This is a genomic window from Brevibacterium sp. 1718, from assembly GCF_051131255.1.
GTDB classification, from domain to species: domain Bacteria; phylum Actinomycetota; class Actinomycetes; order Actinomycetales; family Brevibacteriaceae; genus Brevibacterium; species Brevibacterium sediminis.
Genome location: NZ_CP186550.1, coordinates 3,522,000 through 3,544,371, shown reverse-complemented (window position 1 = coordinate 3,544,371; position 22,372 = coordinate 3,522,000). Strand labels below are relative to the sequence as shown.

Below are 22,372 nucleotides of genomic sequence, written 5' to 3'. Positions count from 1 at the left end.
GGCCGGGGTTGCTCCGACGCGCTGCCGCCGGTGGTTACCGCGGGTGTCGCCGGATAAGGCACGATAGTGCTGTGATCAGATGGATTCGAGTTGCCGTCGCCCTGGTGCTGGTGTTGGCCCTCAGTGCCTCCGTGTACTGGGGCTATACGCTGTTCCTGCTGGCGACCGGGCTCATCGTCTTCGGCGTCGCCTATGGCTGGCCGCGTCTGACGGACTCCCCGCAGCCGCGGGCGACGTCGATCATGCTCGCCCTCTTCGGCGTCGGCGGACTCTACGCCGCCTGGCAGGACTCAACGGCTCCCTATCTCGACTGGCTGCCCGTGCTCGCGGGACTCGGTCTGCTGTGGACCTTCGTGCAGAACCTCACCCGTGGAATCGGTGCCTCCTATGCGGTGGCGAACGTGTCCGCGCAGGTCTCCGGTCTCGTCATCGTCCTGTCCGCGAGCACCTGGGTTGCGGCGATCACGGTCCCCGGTGACAAGGAGGCCATCGTCATCGGCCTCGCCTCGCTCATCGTGGCGCAGTGTATGACCGCGCTGCCGTGGCCGGCGATCTACACCTCGCCGTTGGCCATCGCCATGTCCACGGCCGTGGCGGGGATCCTGTCGGTGCTCGTGTTCGCACAGGCGATCTCCTTGGCCATGGCGCTCGTCCTCGGTGTCATCATGGGCCTGCTCGTGGCAGCGGTCGATCGGATGCTCGGGCTCGTCGCCTATGCGAAGTTCCAGGCCGCCAACCTCGAGGCCTCACAGAACATCGAGGTGAAGAAGAACGTCGAGAAGGCCCGGAGCTTCGCCGTTCAGCTCGCCCTCGGTGCCGCCCCGATCGCGCTCGGCGGAGTCGTCGTCTACGCACTCGAACGCGTCGCCTCCTGACCTGGGCTGAATGCACATCACTTTGTCAGGAACTGTAGACTGTGAGCATGGAAAATCTTGTTGCTCTCGAAATCGTCTTCTCCAGCCTCGTCGGCATTGCCGCACTCGGCGCCCTGGGTGTCGGGATCAAGGTCGTCACGGCGCTGTTCAAAGACAACCGCTGATCCCTGATGGTGATCGAACTCGATGCCTCGGTCCACCCCGAGCTCGTCCCTCTGTCCTGGCTGATCGGGTCGTGGGAAGGCGTCGGTGTCGTCGGCTATGCGGACACTCCTGAGAAGCAGTTCGGCCAGCGCATCGACTTCGTCGCCCATGAGGGCACGCCCTTCCTCCAGTACACCGCGCATGCGTGGCTGCTCAGCGAGTCCGGTGATCTCGAGTCGACCCTGACTCTCGAGACCGGAATCTGGCAGCTCGTGCGTCAGCACGACGACGGCGACGTCGGCCCGGGAATGATGGTGCCGACCGAACAGCAGTCCTTCACCTCGGCCGCAGCGGTCGAAACCCTGCGCACGAACGACGACGCCTTCGAGATCGAAGCCGAGATCGTCCACCCGCACGGAGTCATGGAACTCTACGCCGGCACCGTCAAAGGACCTCGCATCGATCTGGCCACCGACGTGGTGGCCAGGACCAAGACCGCGAAGGAGTACACCGCCTCGACGCGGATGTACGGCCTCGTCGGCGGCGAACTCATGTGGGCCTGGGACATGGCAGCCATGGGCCACGAACTCGCCTCCCACTCCTCTGCCAGATTGAAGAAGCTGTCTTAAGATGACTGATCCCGTGTCGCCGAATTCTGACTTCAACGATTCGCCGTCGCCGGAGAACACCGACACCCCCACCGAGGCGGTTCGGCGCTCGTCGCTGGCCCGCGGACTGAGCTCGACCGCGGTGCTCGGGGCCGGCGACCTCGCCGAGACTCCCATCCACTACGGAGCTCCTCTGCGAGAGCAGCGCGTGCTCGAGGAGAAGGACGGTCTCGTCGACCTCGCTCATCTCCGCGTGCTGCGTCTGAGCGGACCCGACCGTCTGACCTGGCTGAACTCGATCACCACGCAGAAGATCGACACCCTGGCCCCCGGAGTGTCCACCGAAACCCTCGTGCTTGATCCGAACGGTCGCATCGAAGGCTGGCTGAAGCTCGTCGACGACGGTGAGGCGCTGTGGGCGATCAGCGACCTCAACACCGACGCGACACTGGACTTCCTGCGCAAGATGGTCTTCATGATGCGCGTCGAGATCGAGGACCTCAGCGACGACTATCAGTGCTTCGGCGCCATCACCGCTCTGCCGGAGACCCTGCCCGTCACCCGGACCTGGTCCGATCCGTGGCCGCACATCGGAAGCGGTTCGGCCTCCTACGCGCAGATCGACATCGGGCACGATGTCGCCGGAACCGACCATCCGGGTCTCGAGACTCCGTTCGTCATCGGCATCGTCAAGCGCTCCGATCTGCAGGGCCTGTCGGCGAACAGCCTCGACATGGCCGGCTTCGACGCCTGGGAGGCCCTGCGGATCGCCGCCTGGCGACCTGGCCGGAATGAAATCGATCACAAGGCCCTCGTCGGCGAACTCGACCTGCTGCGCACGGCCGTGCACCTGGCCAAGGGCTGCTACCGCGGTCAGGAAGCGGTGGCACGCGTCCACAATCTCGGTCAGCCGCCCAGGCGTCTGACCTTCGTCCATCTCGACGGGTCCGGGCACATCGCCCCGGACCCCGGCACCGAGGTGCTCGCCGAGGTCCGCGGGTCCGAACGATCAGTTGGCACTCTGACCTCGGTGACCGTGCACTGGGAGCTCGGACCGATCGGTCTGGCCGTAGTCAAACGGAACCTCGCCCCCGAGGCGCAGCTGAGCTTCGAAATCGGCGACGGCGAACGCGTCATCGGTGCTCAGGAGACGATCGTCGTGCCGATGCGCGAGCACGAGCGCGTGCTTCCGGAACGGAACAGGGACGTCGACGCCCGCAGTCAGAACCGCTGATCACAGCGAGTCTTGGGTGCGGCCAGGGGCTGCCTCTGTCCTCGTTGTGGGCGGTCCGACTCGGGGATTCGACGGTCGATGAACGGCTGCGGATTTCGTACCCGAACTGGCCCGAATCCGCGCGTTCGTCTCTCCGTCGCGGGCGGTTCTGCTCAGCCCTCGGACGGTAAGTGACAAAAAGCGTCGATAACCCCTATTCTTCCCCTTATGACAGCTTTGGAAATTGGCGGCGAAGCTCTGCCGCAGGAACGTAAGATCGTCACCGAGATTCCGGGACCGAAGTCCCGTGAGATCGAGGAACGTCGCAAGTCAGCCGTGGCGACCGGTGTCGGTTCGAGCCTGCCCGCCTACGTGGTCGCGGCCGGCGGCGGCATCCTCAAGGACGCCGACGGCAACCAGCTCATCGACCTCGGCTCGGGCATCGCCGTGACCACGGCCGGCAACGCGAACCCCCGCGTGGTCGAGGCCGCGAAGGCCCAGCTCGAGGCCTTCACCCACACCTGCTTCATGGTCAACCCGTACGAGAGCTACGTCGAGGTCGCCGAAGCCCTCAACCGCCTCACTCCGGGTGACCACGAGAAGCGCACCGTGCTGCTCAACTCCGGTGCCGAGGCCGTCGAGAACGCTGTGAAGATCGCTCGCGCCCACACCGGTCGCGACGCCGTCGTCGTCTTCGACCACGCTTACCACGGTCGGACCAACCTGACCATGGCGATGACTGCGAAGGCAGCACCCTACAAGGCCGGCTTCGGTCCCTTCGCCGGTGAGGTCTACCGCGCACCCATGTCCTACCCGTACCGCGACAACGATGCGGCCGGCACGAAGATCAGCGGTGAGGACGCAGCCAAGCGCGTCATCACGATGATCGAGAAGCAGATCGGCTCCGAATACGTCGCCGCGATCGTCATCGAACCCATCCAGGGTGAGGGCGGCTTCATCGTCCCGGCCGAGGGCTTCCTGCCCACGCTCGTCGACTACGCCCGCGAGAAGGGCATCGTCTTCGTCGCCGACGAGGTGCAGGCCGGATTCGCCCGCACCGGCAAGATGTTCGCCTCCGAGTGGGAGGGCATCGTGCCCGACCTCATCACCACGGCCAAGGGCATCGCGGGCGGTCTGCCGCTGTCGGCCGTGACCGGTCGCGCGGACATCATGGACTCGGTCGGACCGGGCCGCCTCGGCGGAACCTACGGCGGCAACCCCGCCGCCTGTGCCGCCGCACTCGGCGCCATCGCCTCATACGAAGAGGACGGGCTGCCCGAGCGCGCCCTGGCTATCGGTGAGACCATCGTCGACCGCCTGACGAAGCTGCAGTCGAAGTACCCCGAGGTCGGCGATATCCGCGGCCGCGGTGCCATGATCGCCGCCGAGTTCGTCGAGCACGATTCGATCGAGCCGAACGCGGATCTGGTGAAGAAGATCGCGGACTACTGCGCGAAGAACGGCGTCCTCGTGCTCACCACGGGAACCTTCAGCAACATCCTGCGCTTCCTGCCGCCGCTGACGATCTCCGACGAGCTTCTGGGCGACGCCTTCGACGTCATCGAGGCAGCCCTCGCCGAACTCCTCGGCTGACCCTCCTCCCAATTGCTACCTGACGGCGGCCCAGCAACCTCGCGCGAGGTTGCTGGGCCGCCGTCAGGTAGTTCGGGGGAGGCAGTTGTAGCACAATAGAAGCCATGACTTCAGAGATCGACAGCGCGACCGGTACGTCAGCGAGCGTCCCGGCCCGAGTGTGGCACTTCCTTCGGGGGCCGCGCTTCATCGATCTGCCGATCCGCCTGCTGGCCCTCATCATGGGTCTGACGATCCTGGTGCCCGGATCGTTCGAGATCACCGAACCCCGCTACGCAGGCCTGCTCATCCTCGCCTACGGACTCATCGTCTTAGCCGGCTTCCTGCCGCTGAGCATCGTCATCGCGACGACCGGACTGGGCATCGGGTTCTCCATGCTCTACCCGGACCTGGAGAACATGTTCCCCGAGGCGCTCATCCTCGCCACCGCGGTCCTGATCAGCCGCCGCCGCTGGATCGGCTTCGCGCTGGGCACCGTCGGACTGGCCGTCTACCTCGGCGTATCGACCCGCCTCGGATCCTATGACGCCGGCTTCGAAGGGTTCACCGACCTCGGCTACGGCTGGCTGACCTACTCGACCCTCGGCCTGTGCGCGTCCTTCGTCGAAGCCCGAATCCGCAGTGAGATCGACCGCCGCGAACGCGCCGCCGTCGACCACCAGAAGTCACTCGATGCCATGCGCGCCCGGTTCACCAGCGATATGCACGACACCATCTCGCACTCGCTGACCACCGAATCCGCGATCATCCGCACCCTGGCCAAGGAAAACGATCCCGAGACCGCGGACCGCCTCCTCGCCGAGTTGGCGCTGGTCAACGCCGAGGCCACGAAACGGCTCCGACAGCTGGTGACGAGTCTGAGCAGGTGGGAGACCGAGGCCTGCTCCGGGGACTCCGCCACCTCCCGGGTCCGGTTCCGCGCCGAGGCGGAGCAGCTGACGACCGCGATCGAGGACGGGTGTGCGGCCGGTTCCGTTCCGCTGACCACCGAGCTCGCCCCGTTGCCGACCCACGCGACCGGCACCTTGTCACACCATTTCCGGGCCGTGATGCTCGAGCTCGCCACGAACGTCATCCGCCACTCCGTTCCGGGCACCCCCGCCACCCTCGCCGTCGAAATGCGAGGTGAGCGCGGTGACCGGACCGAACTGCTCTGCCGCAGCACGAACGAATCCCCGACCGCCCTGACCAAGGTGCCGCGGTCGCTGTCCCGCCGGGCCACGGCCGTGGGCGGCGTCTGCCGGGTGGACGAGGATGAACGGAGGAGAACCGTCGTCGAGGTGGCCCTGCCGGTCCGTTTCGTCTCCCCGTCCGCGTCGGCTTCCTCGAAATGGCATACTGCGCGGTCTTCCTCGAATGCGGTCATGATCGACGTCGTCGATGATGACTTCGACACCAGCGCCGAGGCAACAGGTACGTTGCCGATCTCTGCTGAGTCGGCCGCCACCGACGCCCCCGACCGGCTCACGGGCACGGACACCGCTGGTTCCGACCTCTCGGGCGAGGAGACCTACCGCCTCAGCAGCGGCAGCCACAGCAATGGCACCCGCACGAAGGGCGGCCGGGACAAGGTCGATGCCTGATGACGTCGCACTCCCACACGGCCGCGCACACCACCGCGGCCGCGCACCGGACCTCGGAGGCGGCCCCTCACGTGAGACCGGAGACGACCATGCCGCAGGCCGACCACGACATGACCTCTGACTCCGCCGCACGCACCTCCGTGCTCGTCGTCGATGACGATTCGTGGACGACACGAGCGGTGGCAGCGGCGCTCGATGATGCGGGTTCCTTCCGCGTCCTCGACCCGGTGCACTCCGGCGAAGAGGCTATCGCCGCCTTCGACGCCGAGCGTCCCGACCTCGTCCTCATGGACGTCAACATGCCGCCGGGAACGAGCGGCGTCGATGCGACGGCGGCGATCATGGACCTCGACCCCGGAGCCCGCGTTGTGCTCCTGACGACCGTATCGCCTGGTCCGGGAATCGCTCGCGGGCTCGAAGCCGGCGCACTCGCCGTGATCAACAAGACGGCCGGGGAGAGGGAACTCGTCTCGGTCGTGCGGGCCGCCTCGGCGGGGGAGAGCCCCGAACTGCTCAGAGGGTTGGCCGAGGACATCGTCATCAGCGGAGATCCCCTGCCCGACGCCCCCGACGCGGCACCGCAGCTGACCGCCCGCGAGATGGAGTTGCTCACCCTGCTCTGCCAGGGCCACAGCTACGAGGAGATCGCCGCCGACCAATCGGTGGCCATGTCCACCATGAAGTCGCACGCCCGCAACCTGCGCCTCAAACTGGGGGCGCGCAATCTCGCCCAGCTCGTCGTCCGCGCCCTCCAGTTCAAATTCTTCTCTCCGGAATGATCTGCCCCCGCCGAGGCGGCTGGCTGATTCGACTCAACCCCACCCCGCCGAGGCGGCTGACCCGTCCGGTTCATCCCACCCGCCGAGGCGGCTGACCCGTCCGGTTCATCCCACCCGCCGAGGCGATCGGTTCCGTTGACGCAGATCCTCCCGACCACGGTCGGTCGTTGACTACAGTGGGAGCATGACCGACACCTCGAGCCCGCGACTGTCCCGCTTGATCCGGGATACGGAGGGGTTCCTCCTGCCGCTGACGGAGGTGGCCGACGACGTCGCGGTCGCGCGAGTCGAATTCGGCTTCGACCTGCCAGCCGCTTCCACAGAACCGTCGGCCGCAGCGCTCACTGCTCCACGCACGGCTCCGCTTACCGCTGCACGCACGGCTTCGACACCCGAGGCGGCTGACCACGGCTCCTTGAACGGCACAGTCGTCCTCGTCACCGAGCCGGTGCGCAGCCCTGCCGGGCTCGATTCCGTGCTGACCGATTATGCGGGAGCCGCCGCTCTCGTCGTCCCGCCCGGAACGCACAGCCACCTCGGTGACGGGGCCGACCTGCGGGGGAGTGCGGGCCGGGCTCCGGTCCTCCTCGAACGATCGCCGCATGTGACGTGGTCGGAGATCCTCGTCCATCTGCGACAGCTCATCGAGGGGGCGACGAGCGCCCTGGCCTGGCCTGATGTCGACGACCTCAGCGCCCTGGCCGCCGTCATCGCCGAAACGACGGGCGCGTCGATCACGATCGAGGACCCGGCCTCGCGAGTGCTCGCGCATGCGAACCTCGGCGACGAACTCGATGAGATCCGTCGCGAGACGATCCTGTCCGGGGCCATTCCCGACTGGCGGATCGCCGAACTCGAGGAATCCGGGTTCCTCGACACGATCCGTCGTTCCACCGATGTCGTCGAACGTCCCGCCGAAGGCACATCACCGGCTCGATCGGTCATCGCCCTGCGCAGCGAGGGCGAACTCATCGGGACGATCTGGGCGGCCTACCCGGCAGAGGTCGACCCCGAACCGCTGCGCGAGGTGCTGCGCGACGCCGCCCGCGCGGCCCTGCCCGTGATGTTGCGGACCCTGCGCCGGTCACCGTTCGAGAAGCGCATCCGCCGGGAGGCTCTCGGCGGGATCCTCGCCGGTCCGGCCGATCTCGGCCCGTCGGCGACCCTGTTGTCGCTGCCGTTCTCGGGCAGCTTCTGCGTCCTTGCCTTCACCGAGGTGGCCCCCGACCGAGAGCCCGTCCTGCGGTTCCATCTGCGGGCTGCCTTTGCCGATGCCGTGCTCGCGCACGTGAGCTCTGCCGGTGCCGCACACGCCGGACATGGTTCTGTCCCTGTCGGCCCGGCAGATGTCAGCATGGGTCGGTCCGGAACCGGGGAGCGGGTCCATCTCGCGGCATTGGTGCAGATGCGCGAGCCGATGAACGCCGAACAGGTGCGCGATCACGTCATCGCCGCTCTGCGCAGGTCCCTGCCGAAGTCGGAGACCCTGTGCTTCGGGGTCGGCACCCCGGTCGACCGCCTCGATGCCGTGCACCGGTCGTGGACCGAAGCCACATACGTCGTCGACGCCGTGCAGGCTGTCACCGAGGCGGGTCCTGGCGCGGACGACGAGGACGTGGACCCGACCCCGCAGAAGAGCTCGGTTACGCATCGAAGTCCGAGTACTCACGGCCGAATCGTCGGGGCGACCATCCGCGACGTGGCAGCGAGGGTCGTGGGTCTGCAGGTCGCCGATACGCTGCTGGCCGCAGATGAGCGCGTGATCGGCGGAGGGCCCGGACCTGCCGACGGACGAGCACCCACCGGCCAGCGGGCTCAGGCGGGCGCAGGAGTACTCGGTCCGGCACAGGCACTGGCGGCTCACGACGGTCAGCACAACGGCAGCCTGCTCGAGACCCTGCGCGTCTACTTCGCCACGGTCGGCAACTCGGCCGAGGCCTCCCGCCGACTTCATGTGCACACGAATTCGCTGCGGCATCGCCTCGGCCGGATCGAGGAGATCACCGGACTCTCAACGGCGGAACCGGCCGAGCGGCTCTGGCTCGAACTCTCCGTGCTCGCTCACGACCGGTCGTGAGAAACCTACAATCAGCCCCCGCGAACATTGGCGAATTATCGTGCGTTCTTCGAGGTCAGCCGTCCTAAAGTGACAACAGATCTCGAACAAAGGACGTTATGCCCAGTCACCACCATGCGATTCCGAACCGTCGCGCCCGAGCAATCCGAACGATCGCAGAGAACAGTGTGTCGCCACACCGCTCAGCCGATCCAGCACAGTCGGCACATGCCTCCGCGCAGTCGGATTCGGCTCCTACGCAGCCGGATGCCGCACCCGCGCAGTCGGACAACGTCCCGGCGCTGACCGATGAGGCGGCTGTGCTCGGACTCATGGATATTGATTGGGTCGACACCGCCTTCGACCGGCTGACCTCGGCATTCGCATCAGATCGCGAGGTGCTCCACGCAGTGGCGTGCAAGGCGGTGCCGCTGCCGTCGTTGCTGCGCCGGTTCGCCGAGGCGGGAGCCGGCTGCGAGGTCGCCAGCCCCGGCGAACTCGAACTCGCCCTCTCGGCCGGGTTCGCACCCGACCGCATCGTCTTCGACTCCCCGGCCAAGACCTGGGCCGAACTGTGCCGGGCCGTCGACCTCGGCGTCTCGATCAATGTCGACAACTTCGACGAACTCTCCCGCCTCGACACGATCCTGGCGGATCGGAACAGCACGGCAGTCACAGACGCCACGGCTGCCTCGGCCAAGATCGGAATCCGCATCAATCCGCAGTCGGGCACGGGCGCGATCGGCGCCTTGAGCACCGCCACCGAAACCTCGAAATTCGGTATCGGCCTCGCCGACCCGGGCGCCCGCGAGGCCCTTATCGAGGCATACCTCGCTCGCCCATGGCTGAGTCAGATCCACGTCCACTCCGGCTCGCAGGGCATCAGCCTCGACAAGGCCGCCGTCGGAATCCGCGCCGCCGTCGACCTCGCCGAGGAGATCAACTCCCGTGCCTCGACCAGGCGGATCACGCGCATCGACATCGGCGGGGGACTGTCGGTGAACTTCGACGGTGAGGACATCACGCCGACCTTCGCCGACTACCGCTCGGTGCTCGAAGAGAAGGTGCCGGGCCTGTTCGGCTTCGACATCGTCACCGAATTCGGCCGCGCCCTCCTCGCCAAGGCCGGCACCATCCTCACCCGCGTCGAATACGCGAAGACCACCGGCGGGCGCCGCATCGTCATGACCCAGGCCGGCGTCCAGGTCGCCACCCGCACCGCTTATGCCCCGAACGACTGGCCCCTGCGGATCCTGCCGTTCACCTCGGACGGGAGCCCCAAGACCGCCGAAGAAGCCGACACCGAGATTGTCCCGACCGACGTCGCCGGACCCGCCTGCTTCTCCGGCGACCTCCTGGCCCGGGATCGGATGCTGCCGCGTCTCGACGCGGGTGACCTCGTCGCCGTGCCCGAGACAGGTGCCTATTACTTCTCGAACCCGTTCTCCTACAATCTGCTCCCGCGGGTGCCGATCTTCGGCTACCGCACTGCTCCCGACGGCGGCATCGAGTTCAGCATCATCCGCCGCGGGCAGACGATCGCTGAGATCCTCGCCGAGGCGGGCGAGACCGAGCTGCGCCCGCTGAGCCCGGCGAACCGCGGGCTGAGCCCGGCGAGCCGCGCGCTGAGCCCGGACGGACGTGCGCTGAACCCGGACGATCGCGAAACCGCTGCCGAACCTCTTGCCCACGGCAGCTGATTTCGAACCGCCTGTGGCATCTGCACAGTGACCGGCTGGCATATTTGTGTGTTGTTGTGCCGTTTTCACGTCACTTCGAACGTAGAGTGATGGAGAACACATCTGCTCTGACCCGGGAGAACACTCCGATTCACCCGGGTCAGGGGAGGACAAGTGAATCACCGCACGAGAAGAAAGACGAAGATGTTCACTTCACACTCACTGCGCAGAGGCTGGCAACGGTGCCTGGCCGGCGTCGCAGCACTCGCCCTTGCCGGATCGATGGCCGCCTCCCCGGCGCAGGCCGCCACCTCGGAGGCTCCGGCCTCCGAGAACGTGCTGCGGATCGCCACCGACGGTTTCATCGACTCCTTCAACCCGTTCACGTCCTTCTACCTCGTGCCGACGAACACCTTCCGGTACATGTACGAGAACCTCGTGGCCAACGACGCCAAGGACGGTTCGATCACCGAGGGGCTCGCCACCGAATGGAACACGGACTCCGAGGGCAAGGTCTGGACCTACACGATCCGTCCGGACATGAAATGGTCCGACGGTGAACCGCTGACCTCGAAAGACGTCGCCTGGACCTACAACCAGATGATGGAGAAGGAAGAGATGGCGGTGGCCAACGGCAGCCTCGTCGAGAACTTCGACAAGGTCGAGGCCCCCGACGACGGCACCGTCAAGATCACCCTGAAGAAGCCGCAGGCGAACAACCCCGGCCAAGAGATCCCCGTCGTGCCCGAGCACGTCTGGTCGAAGATCGACAAGCCCGGCGAATTCAAGAACGATGAGAAGTCCGTCGGCTCGGGACCCTTCCAGCTCGAGAGCTACGAGGCGAACAAGTCGATCACGCTCAAGGCGAACCCGAACTTCTGGCGCGGCAAGCCGAAGCTCGACGAGATCCAGTACCGCTACTACACGAACTCAGATGCGCAGGTGCAGGCGATCCGCTCCGGCGAAGTCGACTTCATCACCGGGCTCAGCCCCGACCAGTTCACGGCGCTGGAGAACGCGGACAACGTCGAACTCAACGACGGCAACGGCCGCCGCTTCAATGGAATCTCCATCAACCCGGGCGTCGCCGACGCCAAGGGCAAGGAATTCGGCACCGGCAATGAGGCGCTGAAGGACAAGAAGGTCCGCCAGGCAATCCGCGCCGGCATTGACACCGAGACCCTGCGCAAACAGGTCATGCAGGACTATGCGCAACCGGCCACGAGCTTCATTCCTGCCGTCTACCCGGACTGGGCACTCAAGTCCGACAACTCCGTCATCAGCGGTTTCGACGTGGCCGAGGCGAAGAAGCTCCTCGACGACGCCGGCTGGAAGGAAGGATCCGGCGGCATCCGCGAGAAGGACGGTGAGAAGCTGCAGCTGCGCTTCCTCACCGACGCCGACGCGCCGATCGAACAGAGCACCGCGAAGTTCCTCAAACCGTGGATGAAGGACATCGGCATCGACCTGAAGAACGAGTCCTCTGACGTCGACACGGTGTCCGAACGCACCACCAAGGGCGACTACGATATGTACTTCTCCGGCTGGTCGATCAATCCCGATCCCGACTACCAGCTGAGCATCAACACCTGCGGTCAGCGCCCCGACGCCGACGGCAACGGCGGCACCAGCCAAGACGGCTGGTGCAACAAGGAATTCGACAAGCTCTATCAGGCTCAGCACGTCGAGCTCGACCAGGCCAAGCGTCAGGACCTCGTGCAGAAGGCCCAGGCCATCCACTACGAGGAAGCCCCCTCGGTGACGCTGTGGTACCCGAACCAGCTCGAGGCCTACCGCTCCGACCGGTTCGACAACTTCACCAAACAGCCCAGCGACGGCGGTGCCATCGCCAACCAGGTCGGCTACTGGGGATATTCCTCGGTCGAACCCGTCAGCGAAGAGGAAGCCACCGGCGGCGGAATGGGCGCCGGCGGCTGGATCGGCATCGCGGCAGCGGTCATCGTCGTCCTCGGCGGAGGCGGCTGGCTGCTCAGCCGTCGCAAGAAGTCCGACGACCGCGAATAGTCCCCACACCCACAGTCCGGGTGCCGCACCATCCGCACCACCTGCGGCACCCGGACTCACGGGCCAGTCCGCACCACCTGCGGCACCCGGGCCCACGGTCCCGTCCCCACCACCTGGAGCACCACAGTGAGCACACCCACCCACGATCCCCATTCCGGGGATCGCCCTGACCGAGGAACGGGCACGGCGAACCCGGGCACCGACCCCACGAACCCCAGTCCCGCCTCGGCGAGGGGATCCGCGGCAACTGCCGACGAGAATCCCGCCGACGCGAGCCCCGCCAACCCGGCGAACCCCGCCACCGTCGATATGGACGAACCACCGGCCGGCGGATCGTTCACCCGCTACTTCCTGCGCAAGCTCGGCGGGGCCGCGACCTCGATGGTCCTCGTCATCGTGCTCGGCTTCTTCGCCTTCCGCATGCTGCCCGGCGATCCCGTGCTCAAGATCGCGAAGGAACGGCCGATGTCGCCGGCGCAGATCGCCGAACTGCGCAGCCAATACGGACTCGACAAACCCGTGATCGTCCAGTTCTGGGACTACCTCGTCGGCATCGTCACCGGCGACCTCGGCGAGTCCTACGTGTACCGGAAATCCGTGTCCTCGCTCATCGGCGAATACCTCGGCCCGACGCTGCTGCTCACCGCCACCGCGGCCGCCATCGCCATCGTCCTGGGCCTGTGGCTCGGACAGATCTCGGCCTGGCGCCGCAACACCCTGTTCGACAAGCTCGCCTCCTCGACCTCGCTGATCTTCTGGTCCGTGCCGACGTTCTGGCTCGGCCTCATCCTGCTCATGATCTTCGGCGGCACCCTCCAATGGCTGCCCACCGGCGGCATGATCACCCCCGGCCTCGACCCGTGGTCACCGGCCGGAATCATCGACGTCATCAAACACCTCATCCTCCCCGTCGTCTCGCTCGTCGCCGTCGTCTACGCACAGTTCCTCATGATCATGCGCGCCTCCCTGCTCGAGGAGATGAACGAGGACTACCTCACGACCGCCCGCGCAAAAGGACTCACCGAGGATGAGGTCCGCCGCCGTCACGCCGTGCCGAATGCGCTGCTGCCGACCGTCACCGTCGTCTTCCTCCACATCGGCGGACTCATCGCCGGCGCCGTCACCGTCGAAGCCGTGTTCTCGTGGCCGGGACTGGGCAAGCTCACCTTCGAAGCCATCCGCGGCCCCGACCTGCCGCTGCTGCAGGGCACCTTCGTCGTGTTCTCGGCGATCATCATCGTGATGAACCTCGCCGCCGACATCGTCTACCGATTCCTCGATCCCCGCGTCAGGAGGGCCTGATGAGCGCGAACACCCCCGCCGAGGCGGCCCCCGGCCCCTCATCGAACGAACCGAATCCGCGTGGTTCGGAAACCCGGGGATCCATCCCCGCCGTCGACGGCGCGAAGCTCGTGCGCGAACGCCGCCTGAACAACGCGAAGAAGAACTGGGCGCTCTTCCGCTCCGATGTCCCGGCGCTCATCGGCGCCGTCGTGCTCCTCTTCTTCATCGTCATCGCGATCGCCGCACCGCTCATCGCCCCGGCCTCGATGCTCGATGTCACGAAGCAGCTCGACGTGCCGCGCTATGCCCCGCCGAGCCTCGACCACCCCTTGGGCACCGATGACCTGGGACGGGAGCTGTGGGTGCGCATCCTCTGGGGAGCGCGCGTGTCGATCCTCGTCGGCGTCGCCGCGACCGTCATGTCGATGATCATCGGCACCATCATGGGCCTGGCCGCCGGTCACTTCACGGGACTGTTCGGCGGCATCATCATGCGCATCGTCGACTTCTTCATCGTCCTGCCGTCCCTGCTGCTCGCGATAGTGCTCTCCTCCGTGCTCGAACGCGGAGTCTTCACGATCGTCGTCGCCATCGGACTGACCTCATGGGCGTCCACGGCACGAATCGTGCGCTCGCAGACCTTGAGCGTCGAATCTCGGCTCTACATCGAAAGGGCGCGCATCCTCGGTGCCGGTCATTCCCATATCCTGTTCCGGCACCTGCTGCCGGCGGTGATGCCGCTCGTGCTCGCGAACACGACGCTGACCGTCGGTGGGGCGATCATCGCCGAATCGACGCTGTCGTTCCTCGGCCTCGGGGACACGTCGAAGGAATCGTGGGGCACGATCCTGAAGAACTCGATGGACGTGTCCGCGGCGACCTCCGGCTACTGGTGGTACGTGCTCACCCCGGGTGTGGCGATCCTGCTCGTCGTGCTCGCGTTCACGATGGTCGGGCGCGCATTCGAGGCCATCATCAACCCTGCCCTGAGGAGCCGCTGATGACCGATCTGCAATTCGAGAACGTCTCGATCACCTACCGCTCCTCATCCGACCGCGGCGACGTCGTCGCCGTGCAGGGCGTCAGCCTCGACCTGCCCGCCGGTGCCACCCTGGGCATCGCAGGGGAGTCCGGGTCGGGGAAGTCGACCCTGATCATGTCGGCTCTGCGCCTGCTGCCGAAGTCGGCTCGCCTCGAGGGGCGGGTCCTCCTCGGCGGGCAGGACATCCGGGAACTGAGCTTCGGCCAGATCCGCGCGGTCCGGTGGGCACAGGCCTCGATCGTCTTTCAAGGAGCTCTGCACTCTCTCAATCCCGTCCGCGAGGTGGGAAGCCAGATCATCGAAGCCCTCGAGCATCACTCGAAGGGCACGTGGACGACTCCGCAGAAGCGCCGGGACCGGATGTTCGAACTCCTCGCCGAGGTCAACCTCGAGGCATCGAAGTCGAGCGCATATCCGCACGAGCTCTCCGGCGGGCAGAAACAGCGCATCATGATCGCCATGGCGCTCGCCTGTGAACCCGATATCATCATCGCCGACGAGCCGACGACTGCTCTCGACGTCATCGTGCAGAAGCAGATCCTGTCCGGCTTGGCCCGCCTCGTCGCCGAACGCGGAATCTCCCTGCTGATGATCAGCCACGACCTCGCCGTGCTCTCGGCCGTGTGCGCGAAACTCGCGATCATGCGTCACGGCCGCCTCGTCGAATACGGACCGAGCGACGAAGTGTGCCTGTCTCCGCAGGAGGACTACACGAAGCAACTGGCCGGTGCGTTTCCGCAGATCGGGGACCCCGAATCCCGGCTGAATCCCCGAACACTCAAACCCGCCGAGGTGGTCCGGGCCGAACCGTTCACCATGACGGATGAGGTAGTGCTCGAGGCGAAGGATCTCAGTGTCTCCTTCGACACCCGGCGGGGTCGTGAACGTGCGGTGCGCGGTGTGGACCTGCAGCTGCGGAAGGCGGAGATCCTCGCCGTCGTCGGCCAGTCCGGCTCGGGGAAGACGACTCTGGCACGGTCGCTGCTCGGTCTGCAGGAGGTGGAAGCGGGTTCGCAGCTGTCGTTCGCGGGCAAGGCTCTGCCGAAGAAGGCGAAGGAGCTGCGAGCATTTCGGCAGAAGGTGCAGATGATTCTGCAGGACCCGGCCGGATCGCTCAATCCCAAACGCAGCGTGTACGAGGCCGTGGTCGAGGGCCTGAAGGTTCAGGGGATCAAGGACAGGGAGTACGAGAGGGTCATCGGCGCGCTCGAAGCCGCCGAGCTCACCCCTGCCGAGGACTATCTCGAGTCGATTCCGCAGGAGCTCTCCGGCGGACAGCGGCAGCGCGTCGTCATCGCCGGCGCTCTGGCTCTCGACCCGCAGGTGCTCATCGCCGATGAGCCGGTGGCGTCGCTGGATGCCTCGGTGCGCGGGGAGATCCTGTCGCTGTTCCTCGCGCTGAAGAAGAACTTCGGGATGAGTGCGCTCATCATCACCCACGACCTCGGCCTGGCTTGGAACATCGCGGATACGGTGGCGGTGATGAAGAGAGGGGAGATCGTCGAATACGGTGAGGTCGACAGGGTGCTGTCCGATCCGCAGCACGAGTACACTCAGGAGCTGCTCGCCGCGGTTCCCCGACTGGGAAGTCAGAGTCTGGTGAGGAATGAGTAAGTCGAGCCCATATCTCGATTCTGCACCGCTGGCGCCCGGTGACACCGTTCGCCTCATTGCGCCGTCGGGACCCACCGACGAGGAGTCGCTGCAGCGGGCCATCGCCCAGCTGGAATCCTGGGGCTTCGACGTCGTGCCGGGGGCCAACGTCCGCAGCCGGCACCCGCGGGTGAAGTATCTGGCCGGCACGGACGCCGAGCGCCGGGCCGATCTCGTCGACGCGTGGTGCGATCCGGACACGGATGCGGTCATCGCGCTCCGCGGAGGGTTCGGAGCCATGCGCCTGCTCGACGGCATCGACTTCGACCTCATGCGCCGGCACAGGCTGCGCAGGGACGGCCGTCCCAAGCTGCTCACCGGCTCCTCGGACATCACCGCACTCCACCAGGCCTGGGAACACCACCTCGGCGTCGCGACTCTGTTCTGCCCGATGGTCGGCAATGACCCGTTCAAGAACTCGACGGTCGTCCCCGACGAGGTGGCCTCGTGGCTGTTCCATCCCTGGGGCGGCCGCGAACTCGGCTTCCCCGCAGAGGACGTGACCATTTCGACCACTCAGGACCGTGCGACGGAGGGCACCGCTGCGGCGGAGCAGACCGCTGCGACCCGCCCGCTCAGCCGGGCGCAGACGTTGGTTCCGGGGTCGGCGAGGGGCCGCCTCGGCGGGGGAAATCTCAGTCTCATCGCCGCGGGGATGGGCAGTCCCGAGCTCATTGACGTGCGGGAACGACGCGAGCATCGGGGTCCGAGCATCCTCATGCTCGAAGACGTCGACGAGGAGCTGTACCGGCTCGACAATCTCATGGTGCAGCTGGTCCGCGGCGGGTGGTTCACCTCGGCGGATGCGGTGGTGCTCGGCTCGTGGGAGGACTGCGCGCCCGTCCACGAGGTGGAGGCGCTGATGATCGACTACCTCGGCGGTCTGGGAATCCCGATCGTGTCTGAGATGGGCTTCGGCCACGATCCCGATGCGCCGAGCGCCCCACTCGGCGTCGACGTCACGCTCAAGGCGGAGCCCGGGGAACGGCCGCGGCTGTGGGTGGATCACGCGGGTGGGCAGGCATGATGGTGCCGACCACGTGCCGATGGCCCGGCTCGGTGAGGCGAACGAATCGCGGGCGCGCAGACATGAACGAAACGAGACTGACAGGAGCACGCTGATGAGCGAACTGAAATTCGATGGACTGCCCGGAGTGCGATTCAGCGCTCTGGCCTTCGACGTCGACAGTGGGGAACGGGTGTTCGCCCACAATGAGAACGACGAACTCGACACCGCCAGCATGGGCAAGGTCTTCCTCCTCCACACTGCCTTGCAGATGTACAAGGACGGCACGCTTGACCTGGAGGAACGCCTGCATCGGCGGCCTTCGGAGAGGGTCGACGAATCGGGGATCTGGTACCTCATGGAGCAGGACGATCTGAGCATCTTCGACGTCGCTCTGCTCATCGGGGCGTTCAGCGACAACTTCGCCACGAACGTGCTCATCCGCAGGGTCGGGCTGGAGAATGTTGCGGATCAGGTGGAGAAGCTCGGGTACAGGAACTCGGGTCTGCACGACTTTCTGCGCTGGCCGCGCCCGGCCAAAGCGCCGCGGACACTGTCGACGGGCACGGCCGCGGAGCTCAGTGATTTCATGGCCAGGCACGCCAAGGACGAGTTCTGGGACGAGTCGACGAACGAGGTCTTCCGGCGCTGGTTGGGAGCCGGCGCGGACACCTCGATGGTCGCCTCGGCGTTCGATCTGGACCCGCTCGCTCACTACAACTACCAGCGGGACGTGTGGGTGTGGAACAAGACCGGCACGAACGGGACGATCCGGGCCGATGCCGGGATCGTGATGACGCCTACGCGTCGCGTCGCCTATGCGGTGTTCGCGAACTGGGAACCGGGCACCGACCGCGTCGTCGACGTCATGCCGATCATGCGGCAGGCCGGCAACGCGATCCACCGGTTCCTCTGAGCGTCCACTGCGTTCGACTGCCGTCGATGGGAACTCGCCTTTCGCCTGACGAATGTCCCCGGCGGCAGTCGTCGCCTGCCGGGCGACTCGCGGCCGCTCTGGGAGCGCCCCGGCTGCTTTCGGACCGGTCTCGGCGCCGAGAGCCGTGGGGTAGTCTGGTGGGCGATGTCCGATACGATCTACCTCACAGGCGAAGCGAAGGCTCCGTCGAACAACCCGATCACCAACCAGTTCGGTCTGTTCTACGTTGCGTTCGAGATCCAGCCGGACACCCACCGAATCCTCGATGTGGACTGCACGGCGACGTTGGCTCTGACCCGGAACTTCATTCGGAGCCTGTTCGTCGATGCCGACATCACGGACCCTGGTCGACTGATAGAGCGCATCCAGCGCCGCTACCACGGATCCTCGCAGAAGGCGCTGATCACAGCAGTGAACAACGCCGCGAAGAAGTACCGCGAGGTCACCGCTTAGGCAGCGCCTTCGACCACCCCGATTGCCCGGGCCCTCACCGGACCGGATCCGATCGACAACTGCACATTGCTCCATCCCGGAGGCATCCTCGGTGCCGCCCGTGGCTCTGCCACTGGCCCAACCGGTGCTGCTGCCATCCGCGCCGTGCGGCGCAGCCAGCTGCGGCACCGTCGGCTCTGCCTCTGCCGGGATGGACGTATTCAATGAGGAAGTGTCGTTAGTGATCACGGACGGTTTTCTATTCATCAGCCTGCTTCTGGCGATCTCCGCAGCGCTCGTCGTCGCGGACCGGAGCGGGCGCTTCAAGCTCTTCAAATATGTGCCCGGCTTCGTCATCCTCTACATCGTGGCGGCGCTGCTCAACACCTTCGGCGTCTTCGACCACGACGGTGGAGACATCACCGCGGTCGGCGACACCCTGCGCGAGGTGATGCTGCCCGCGATGATCCTGCTCATGCTGTTCAAGTGCGATATCCGGCAGATCATCAAGCTCGGGCCCAAACTGCTGCTCACCTTTGCGGTGACCGCGGCGAGCATCATCATCGGCTTCATAATCAGCTACCTCATCCTGCACTCCAGCCTCGACCCGGAAGCGTGGAAGGCCCTCGGCGCTCTCAACGCCTCGTGGACGGGTGGTTCGGCGAACATGGTCGCGGTGCAGGAGGTCCTCCAGGCACCCGAGAACGTGTTCGGCTACGTCCTCATCGTCGACACAGTGCTCTACTCCTTCTGGCTGCTGTTCATCTTCTCCTCCGTCACAGTCTCCGACAAGTTCGACAAGTGGACGAAGGCCGATATGTCGAAGCTCGATTTCACCGACAGAGTTTCGGCCGAGGAGGAGAAGCCGATGACGCTGTCGTCGATCTTCGGACTCATCGGATTCGCACTGCTGGCCTCGGCCCTGGCGATCCGCCTCGGCGAACTGCTGCCCGAGGTCGGAACGGTCATCGACGGCACGGCGTGGACGATCCTCATCGTCAGCGTCCTCGGGCTGGCCATCGGATCGACTCGGTTCGGCAGGACCGCCGGATCCAATGAGCTCGCGACGATCCTGCTCTACCTCATCATCGGCATCATCGCCTCGGGCTCGGACTTCACCTCCCTGGCCGAAGCGCCGCTCTATCTGGTGGCGGGCATCATCGTCCTCGTCGTTCACATCGCCATCATGCTCATCTACGCCAAGCTCACCCGCACCGAGCTCTTCAGCATCGCCGTGGCCAGCACCGCGAACATCGGCGGAATCGCCTCGGCGCCGGTCGTTGCGGGAGCCTTCAACCGACAGCTCGTCCCCGTCGGTGTGCTGTTCGCGCTGATGGGAACGTTCCTCGGCACGTTCCTCGGCCTGTGGTCGGCCCAGATCCTGTCCGGGCTGGCATGATGAACGAACCGACCCCACCTCGCCGAGGCGGCCGACCTCCCCATCGCGGGCGTGCCGTTCCGTGCGTGCCCCCCTGCACCGACCCAATCCGCCCGACCGGAAGGACCCGACCATGACCGCACCCAACACAGCCTCCGCAGCCGGACCCGACACTGAATCCGCACCAGACGCAGCATCCGCACCCGCCGTCGACGTCTTCGACGGACACAACGACCTCGCCTGGTACCTGCGCGAGGAACGCGACTACAGCGTGGAGGGGCTCAACGACCCGGCCGTCTCGCCGTTCACCACGATGGATCAGCTGGCGGCCGGACACGTGGCCGCGCAGTACTGGTCCGTCTACGTTCATTCCTCGATCACCGGCGCCGACGCGATCAAGGCCACATGGGAGCAGATCGACGCGGTCCAGCGTGTCGTCACCGCCTACCCCGAACGACTTGCCTTCGCCCGTACCGCCGCCGACGTCCGTGCGGCTCGCGCAGCCGGCAAGGTCGCCTCCCTCATGGGCGTCGAAGGCGGTCAGCAGATCGACGAATCCCTCGCCGTGCTGCGGTCGTACGCCCGCGCCGGGGCCCGCTATATGACTCTGACGTGGTCGACCACTCATTCCTGGGCCGACTCGGCCACGGACGAACCGGTCCACGGCGGCTTGAGCGTCTTCGGACGTGAGGTCGTGGCGGAGATGAACCGGATCGGGATGATCCTCGACCTCTCCCACGTCGCGCCCTCCGTCATGCACCAGTCGCTGGATCAGAGCACCTTGCCGGTCCTCTTCACCCACTCCTGCGCGTACGGTCTCAACCCGCACCCGCGCAACATCCCGGACGACGTCTTGGACCGCGTGCCCGACAACGGGGGAGTGGCGATGATGACGTTCGTGCCCTCGTTCGTCTCGAACGCCCGCCGCGAATGGGTCGACGCGGGAGAACAGGGAACCGCCCCCGAGGTGACCGTGGCCCAGGTCGCCGACCACTGCGATTACGTTCGCGAACGGATCGGCATCGATCACATCGGACTGGGCGGCGACATCTGCGGAGTCGATGAGCTGCCGACCGGACTCGGTGATGCCGGCCAGTATCCGAACCTGTTCGCCGAGCTCGCCTCGCGCGGCTGGTCGCAGACCGACCTGCGCAAGATCGGCTTCGACAATGCGATGCGCGTCCTCGACGCGCACGAGGATGCGTACACGGCGTTCCTCGGCTCGGCGGTCGACGCACCGTCCGCGGCCAACGCCGGTTCCGCGGCCAACGGCACGGCCGCCTCGGCGACGGGGAACGGCGGCGGCAACGTCGGGTCCGCAGGCAATGGTTCGGCCGCCTCGGCGGGGGCGGAATCATGACGCGGCTGCTCGTCATCGTCAATGACATCGAATCTCAGCCGGGACTGCTGACACGGTGGATGATCAGCGAGAACGTCGAATTCGATCTGCGCATCGGCGGGGTTTCGCCCCTGCCGGCGCCCTCGGAACTCGATGGCTATGACGGGCTCATCATGCTCGGCGGCGGGTACATGCCCGATGAGACGGATCGGGCCCCATGGTTGGCCGATGAGGCCGAACTCGTCCGCCATGCCCTGGCCACGGATCTGCCGCAGTTCGGTATCTGCCTCGGCGGGCAGCTCATCGCCCACGTCATCGGGGGCGATGTGCGGGCTCGGACCGGAGCGCCGGAGAAGGGATACACGCGGATCGACACCACCGCCGAGGCGGCCGCGGACCCGGTGTTCTCCGCGATCCGGCCACGGACCTCGTTCGTCGAAAGCCACGTTGACCGCATCGTCGCCCTCCCCGAGGAGGCGACCCTGCTCGCCAGGAGCGAGGCCTGCGAATTCCAGGCGTTCCGGGTCGGCAGGGCGTGGGGGACGCAGTTCCACCCGGAGTCGACGCGGGCGAACATCGAGCGCTGGGATGCGGAGAAACTGCAGACTTTGGGGTTCGATAAAGATACCCTGTTGGAAGAAGCGATGGAGCTCGGGCCGGAGAGCGAACGTGATTCGAAGGCCCTGTTCTCCGCGTTTCTCACGGTGGTTCGGAACTGAAGCTTGTGTGTCAGGCTCGTGTCTGAG

18 protein-coding genes are annotated in these 22,372 nt (G+C 66.2%); all 18 read left to right on the top strand.

The window, feature by feature from the left end:
- The first annotated feature begins 71 nt into the window (after positions 1–71).
- The 18 genes from ACOZ9V_RS15965 (at position 72) to ACOZ9V_RS15880 (ending at position 22,345) form a co-directional block, all read left to right on the top strand.
- Positions 72–875, top strand: a complete 804-nt coding sequence (locus ACOZ9V_RS15965; protein WP_229663971.1) for an ammonia permease — start codon at positions 72–74, stop codon at positions 873–875.
- A gap of 170 nt (positions 876–1,045) precedes the next feature.
- Complete coding sequence (locus ACOZ9V_RS15960) at positions 1,046–1,648, top strand: FABP family protein (RefSeq protein ID WP_180345572.1); 603 nt, start codon at positions 1,046–1,048, stop codon at positions 1,646–1,648.
- Position 1,649: 1 nt separating this feature from the next.
- Positions 1,650–2,861 carry a YgfZ/GcvT domain-containing protein gene (locus ACOZ9V_RS15955; protein ID WP_139909109.1) on the top strand — a complete coding sequence of 404 codons (1,212 nt, stop codon included), beginning with the start codon at positions 1,650–1,652 and terminating at the stop codon, positions 2,859–2,861.
- A 207-nt stretch (positions 2,862–3,068) separates the two neighbouring features.
- Complete coding sequence (gene gabT / locus ACOZ9V_RS15950) at positions 3,069–4,433, top strand: 4-aminobutyrate--2-oxoglutarate transaminase (protein ID WP_434591634.1); 1,365 nt, start codon at positions 3,069–3,071, stop codon at positions 4,431–4,433.
- 104 nt (positions 4,434–4,537) lie between these two features.
- Positions 4,538–6,016: a histidine kinase gene (locus ACOZ9V_RS15945; RefSeq protein WP_434591632.1), complete on the top strand. Its 1,479-nt coding sequence runs from the start codon at positions 4,538–4,540 to the stop codon at positions 6,014–6,016.
- Positions 6,016–6,795: a response regulator transcription factor gene (locus ACOZ9V_RS15940; protein ID WP_434591629.1), complete on the top strand. Its 780-nt coding sequence runs from the start codon at positions 6,016–6,018 to the stop codon at positions 6,793–6,795. The genes ACOZ9V_RS15945 and ACOZ9V_RS15940 overlap by 1 nt, the downstream gene beginning before the upstream one ends.
- 184 nt (positions 6,796–6,979) lie before the next feature.
- Positions 6,980–8,872: a PucR family transcriptional regulator gene (locus tag ACOZ9V_RS15935; RefSeq protein ID WP_434591626.1), complete on the top strand. Its 1,893-nt coding sequence runs from the start codon at positions 6,980–6,982 to the stop codon at positions 8,870–8,872.
- A 167-nt stretch (positions 8,873–9,039) separates the two neighbouring features.
- Positions 9,040–10,551, top strand: coding sequence for a diaminopimelate decarboxylase (locus tag ACOZ9V_RS15930; RefSeq protein WP_434591623.1), 1,512 nt, complete (start codon positions 9,040–9,042; stop codon positions 10,549–10,551).
- Positions 10,552–10,734: 183 nt separating this feature from the next.
- The gene (locus ACOZ9V_RS15925) at positions 10,735–12,555 is read left to right on the top strand and encodes an ABC transporter substrate-binding protein (RefSeq protein WP_434591621.1); all 1,821 of its coding nucleotides are present in this window, start codon (positions 10,735–10,737) and stop codon (positions 12,553–12,555) included.
- A 126-nt stretch (positions 12,556–12,681) separates the two neighbouring features.
- A complete protein-coding gene (locus tag ACOZ9V_RS15920) occupies positions 12,682–13,857 on the top strand; it encodes an ABC transporter permease (protein ID WP_434591618.1) in 1,176 nt (391 codons plus the stop codon).
- Positions 13,857–14,840 carry an ABC transporter permease gene (locus ACOZ9V_RS15915; protein ID WP_434591615.1) on the top strand — a complete coding sequence of 328 codons (984 nt, stop codon included), beginning with the start codon at positions 13,857–13,859 and terminating at the stop codon, positions 14,838–14,840. The genes ACOZ9V_RS15920 and ACOZ9V_RS15915 overlap by 1 nt, the downstream gene beginning before the upstream one ends.
- Positions 14,840–16,495 (top strand): ATP-binding cassette domain-containing protein, encoded by a 1,656-nt coding sequence (locus ACOZ9V_RS15910; RefSeq protein WP_434591612.1) that lies wholly within the window; start codon positions 14,840–14,842, stop codon positions 16,493–16,495. The genes ACOZ9V_RS15915 and ACOZ9V_RS15910 overlap by 1 nt, the downstream gene beginning before the upstream one ends.
- On the top strand, positions 16,488–17,561 hold the full coding sequence (locus ACOZ9V_RS15905; protein WP_434591609.1) for a S66 peptidase family protein: 1,074 nt from the start codon (positions 16,488–16,490) through the stop codon (positions 17,559–17,561). The genes ACOZ9V_RS15910 and ACOZ9V_RS15905 overlap by 8 nt, the downstream gene beginning before the upstream one ends.
- A 94-nt stretch (positions 17,562–17,655) precedes the next feature.
- Positions 17,656–18,456, top strand: coding sequence for a serine hydrolase (locus tag ACOZ9V_RS15900; RefSeq protein ID WP_139468102.1), 801 nt, complete (start codon positions 17,656–17,658; stop codon positions 18,454–18,456).
- A 165-nt stretch (positions 18,457–18,621) separates the two neighbouring features.
- Positions 18,622–18,930 (top strand): DUF3870 domain-containing protein, encoded by a 309-nt coding sequence (locus ACOZ9V_RS15895; RefSeq protein ID WP_139468103.1) that lies wholly within the window; start codon positions 18,622–18,624, stop codon positions 18,928–18,930.
- A gap of 220 nt (positions 18,931–19,150) precedes the next feature.
- Positions 19,151–20,308 (top strand): DUF819 domain-containing protein, encoded by a 1,158-nt coding sequence (locus ACOZ9V_RS15890; RefSeq protein WP_434595425.1) that lies wholly within the window; start codon positions 19,151–19,153, stop codon positions 20,306–20,308.
- Between the two features lie 112 nt (positions 20,309–20,420).
- Positions 20,421–21,647: a dipeptidase gene (locus ACOZ9V_RS15885; RefSeq protein ID WP_434591606.1), complete on the top strand. Its 1,227-nt coding sequence runs from the start codon at positions 20,421–20,423 to the stop codon at positions 21,645–21,647.
- Positions 21,644–22,345, top strand: a complete 702-nt coding sequence (locus tag ACOZ9V_RS15880) for a type 1 glutamine amidotransferase (RefSeq protein WP_434591603.1) — start codon at positions 21,644–21,646, stop codon at positions 22,343–22,345. The genes ACOZ9V_RS15885 and ACOZ9V_RS15880 overlap by 4 nt, the downstream gene beginning before the upstream one ends.
- Positions 22,346–22,372 lie beyond the last annotated feature (27 nt).

Bases quoted from the DNA above. Each gene is read 5' to 3' on its own strand.
- ACOZ9V_RS15960 (WP_180345572.1), top strand. From the start codon at position 1,046: ATGGTGATCGAACTCGATGCCTCGGTCCACCCCGAGCTCGTCCCTCTG.
- ACOZ9V_RS15955 (WP_139909109.1), top strand. From the start codon at position 1,650: ATGACTGATCCCGTGTCGCCGAATTCTGACTTCAACGATTCGCCGTCG.
- gabT (WP_434591634.1), top strand. From the start codon at position 3,069: ATGACAGCTTTGGAAATTGGCGGCGAAGCTCTGCCGCAGGAACGTAAG.
- ACOZ9V_RS15945 (WP_434591632.1), top strand. From the start codon at position 4,538: ATGACTTCAGAGATCGACAGCGCGACCGGTACGTCAGCGAGCGTCCCG.
- ACOZ9V_RS15940 (WP_434591629.1), top strand. From the start codon at position 6,016: ATGACGTCGCACTCCCACACGGCCGCGCACACCACCGCGGCCGCGCAC.
- ACOZ9V_RS15935 (WP_434591626.1), top strand. From the start codon at position 6,980: ATGACCGACACCTCGAGCCCGCGACTGTCCCGCTTGATCCGGGATACG.
- ACOZ9V_RS15925 (WP_434591621.1), top strand. From the start codon at position 10,735: ATGTTCACTTCACACTCACTGCGCAGAGGCTGGCAACGGTGCCTGGCC.
- ACOZ9V_RS15915 (WP_434591615.1), top strand. From the start codon at position 13,857: ATGAGCGCGAACACCCCCGCCGAGGCGGCCCCCGGCCCCTCATCGAAC.
- ACOZ9V_RS15910 (WP_434591612.1), top strand. From the start codon at position 14,840: ATGACCGATCTGCAATTCGAGAACGTCTCGATCACCTACCGCTCCTCA.
- ACOZ9V_RS15905 (WP_434591609.1), top strand. From the start codon at position 16,488: ATGAGTAAGTCGAGCCCATATCTCGATTCTGCACCGCTGGCGCCCGGT.
- ACOZ9V_RS15900 (WP_139468102.1), top strand. From the start codon at position 17,656: ATGAGCGAACTGAAATTCGATGGACTGCCCGGAGTGCGATTCAGCGCT.
- ACOZ9V_RS15895 (WP_139468103.1), top strand. From the start codon at position 18,622: ATGTCCGATACGATCTACCTCACAGGCGAAGCGAAGGCTCCGTCGAAC.
- ACOZ9V_RS15885 (WP_434591606.1), top strand. From the start codon at position 20,421: ATGACCGCACCCAACACAGCCTCCGCAGCCGGACCCGACACTGAATCC.
- ACOZ9V_RS15880 (WP_434591603.1), top strand. From the start codon at position 21,644: ATGACGCGGCTGCTCGTCATCGTCAATGACATCGAATCTCAGCCGGGA.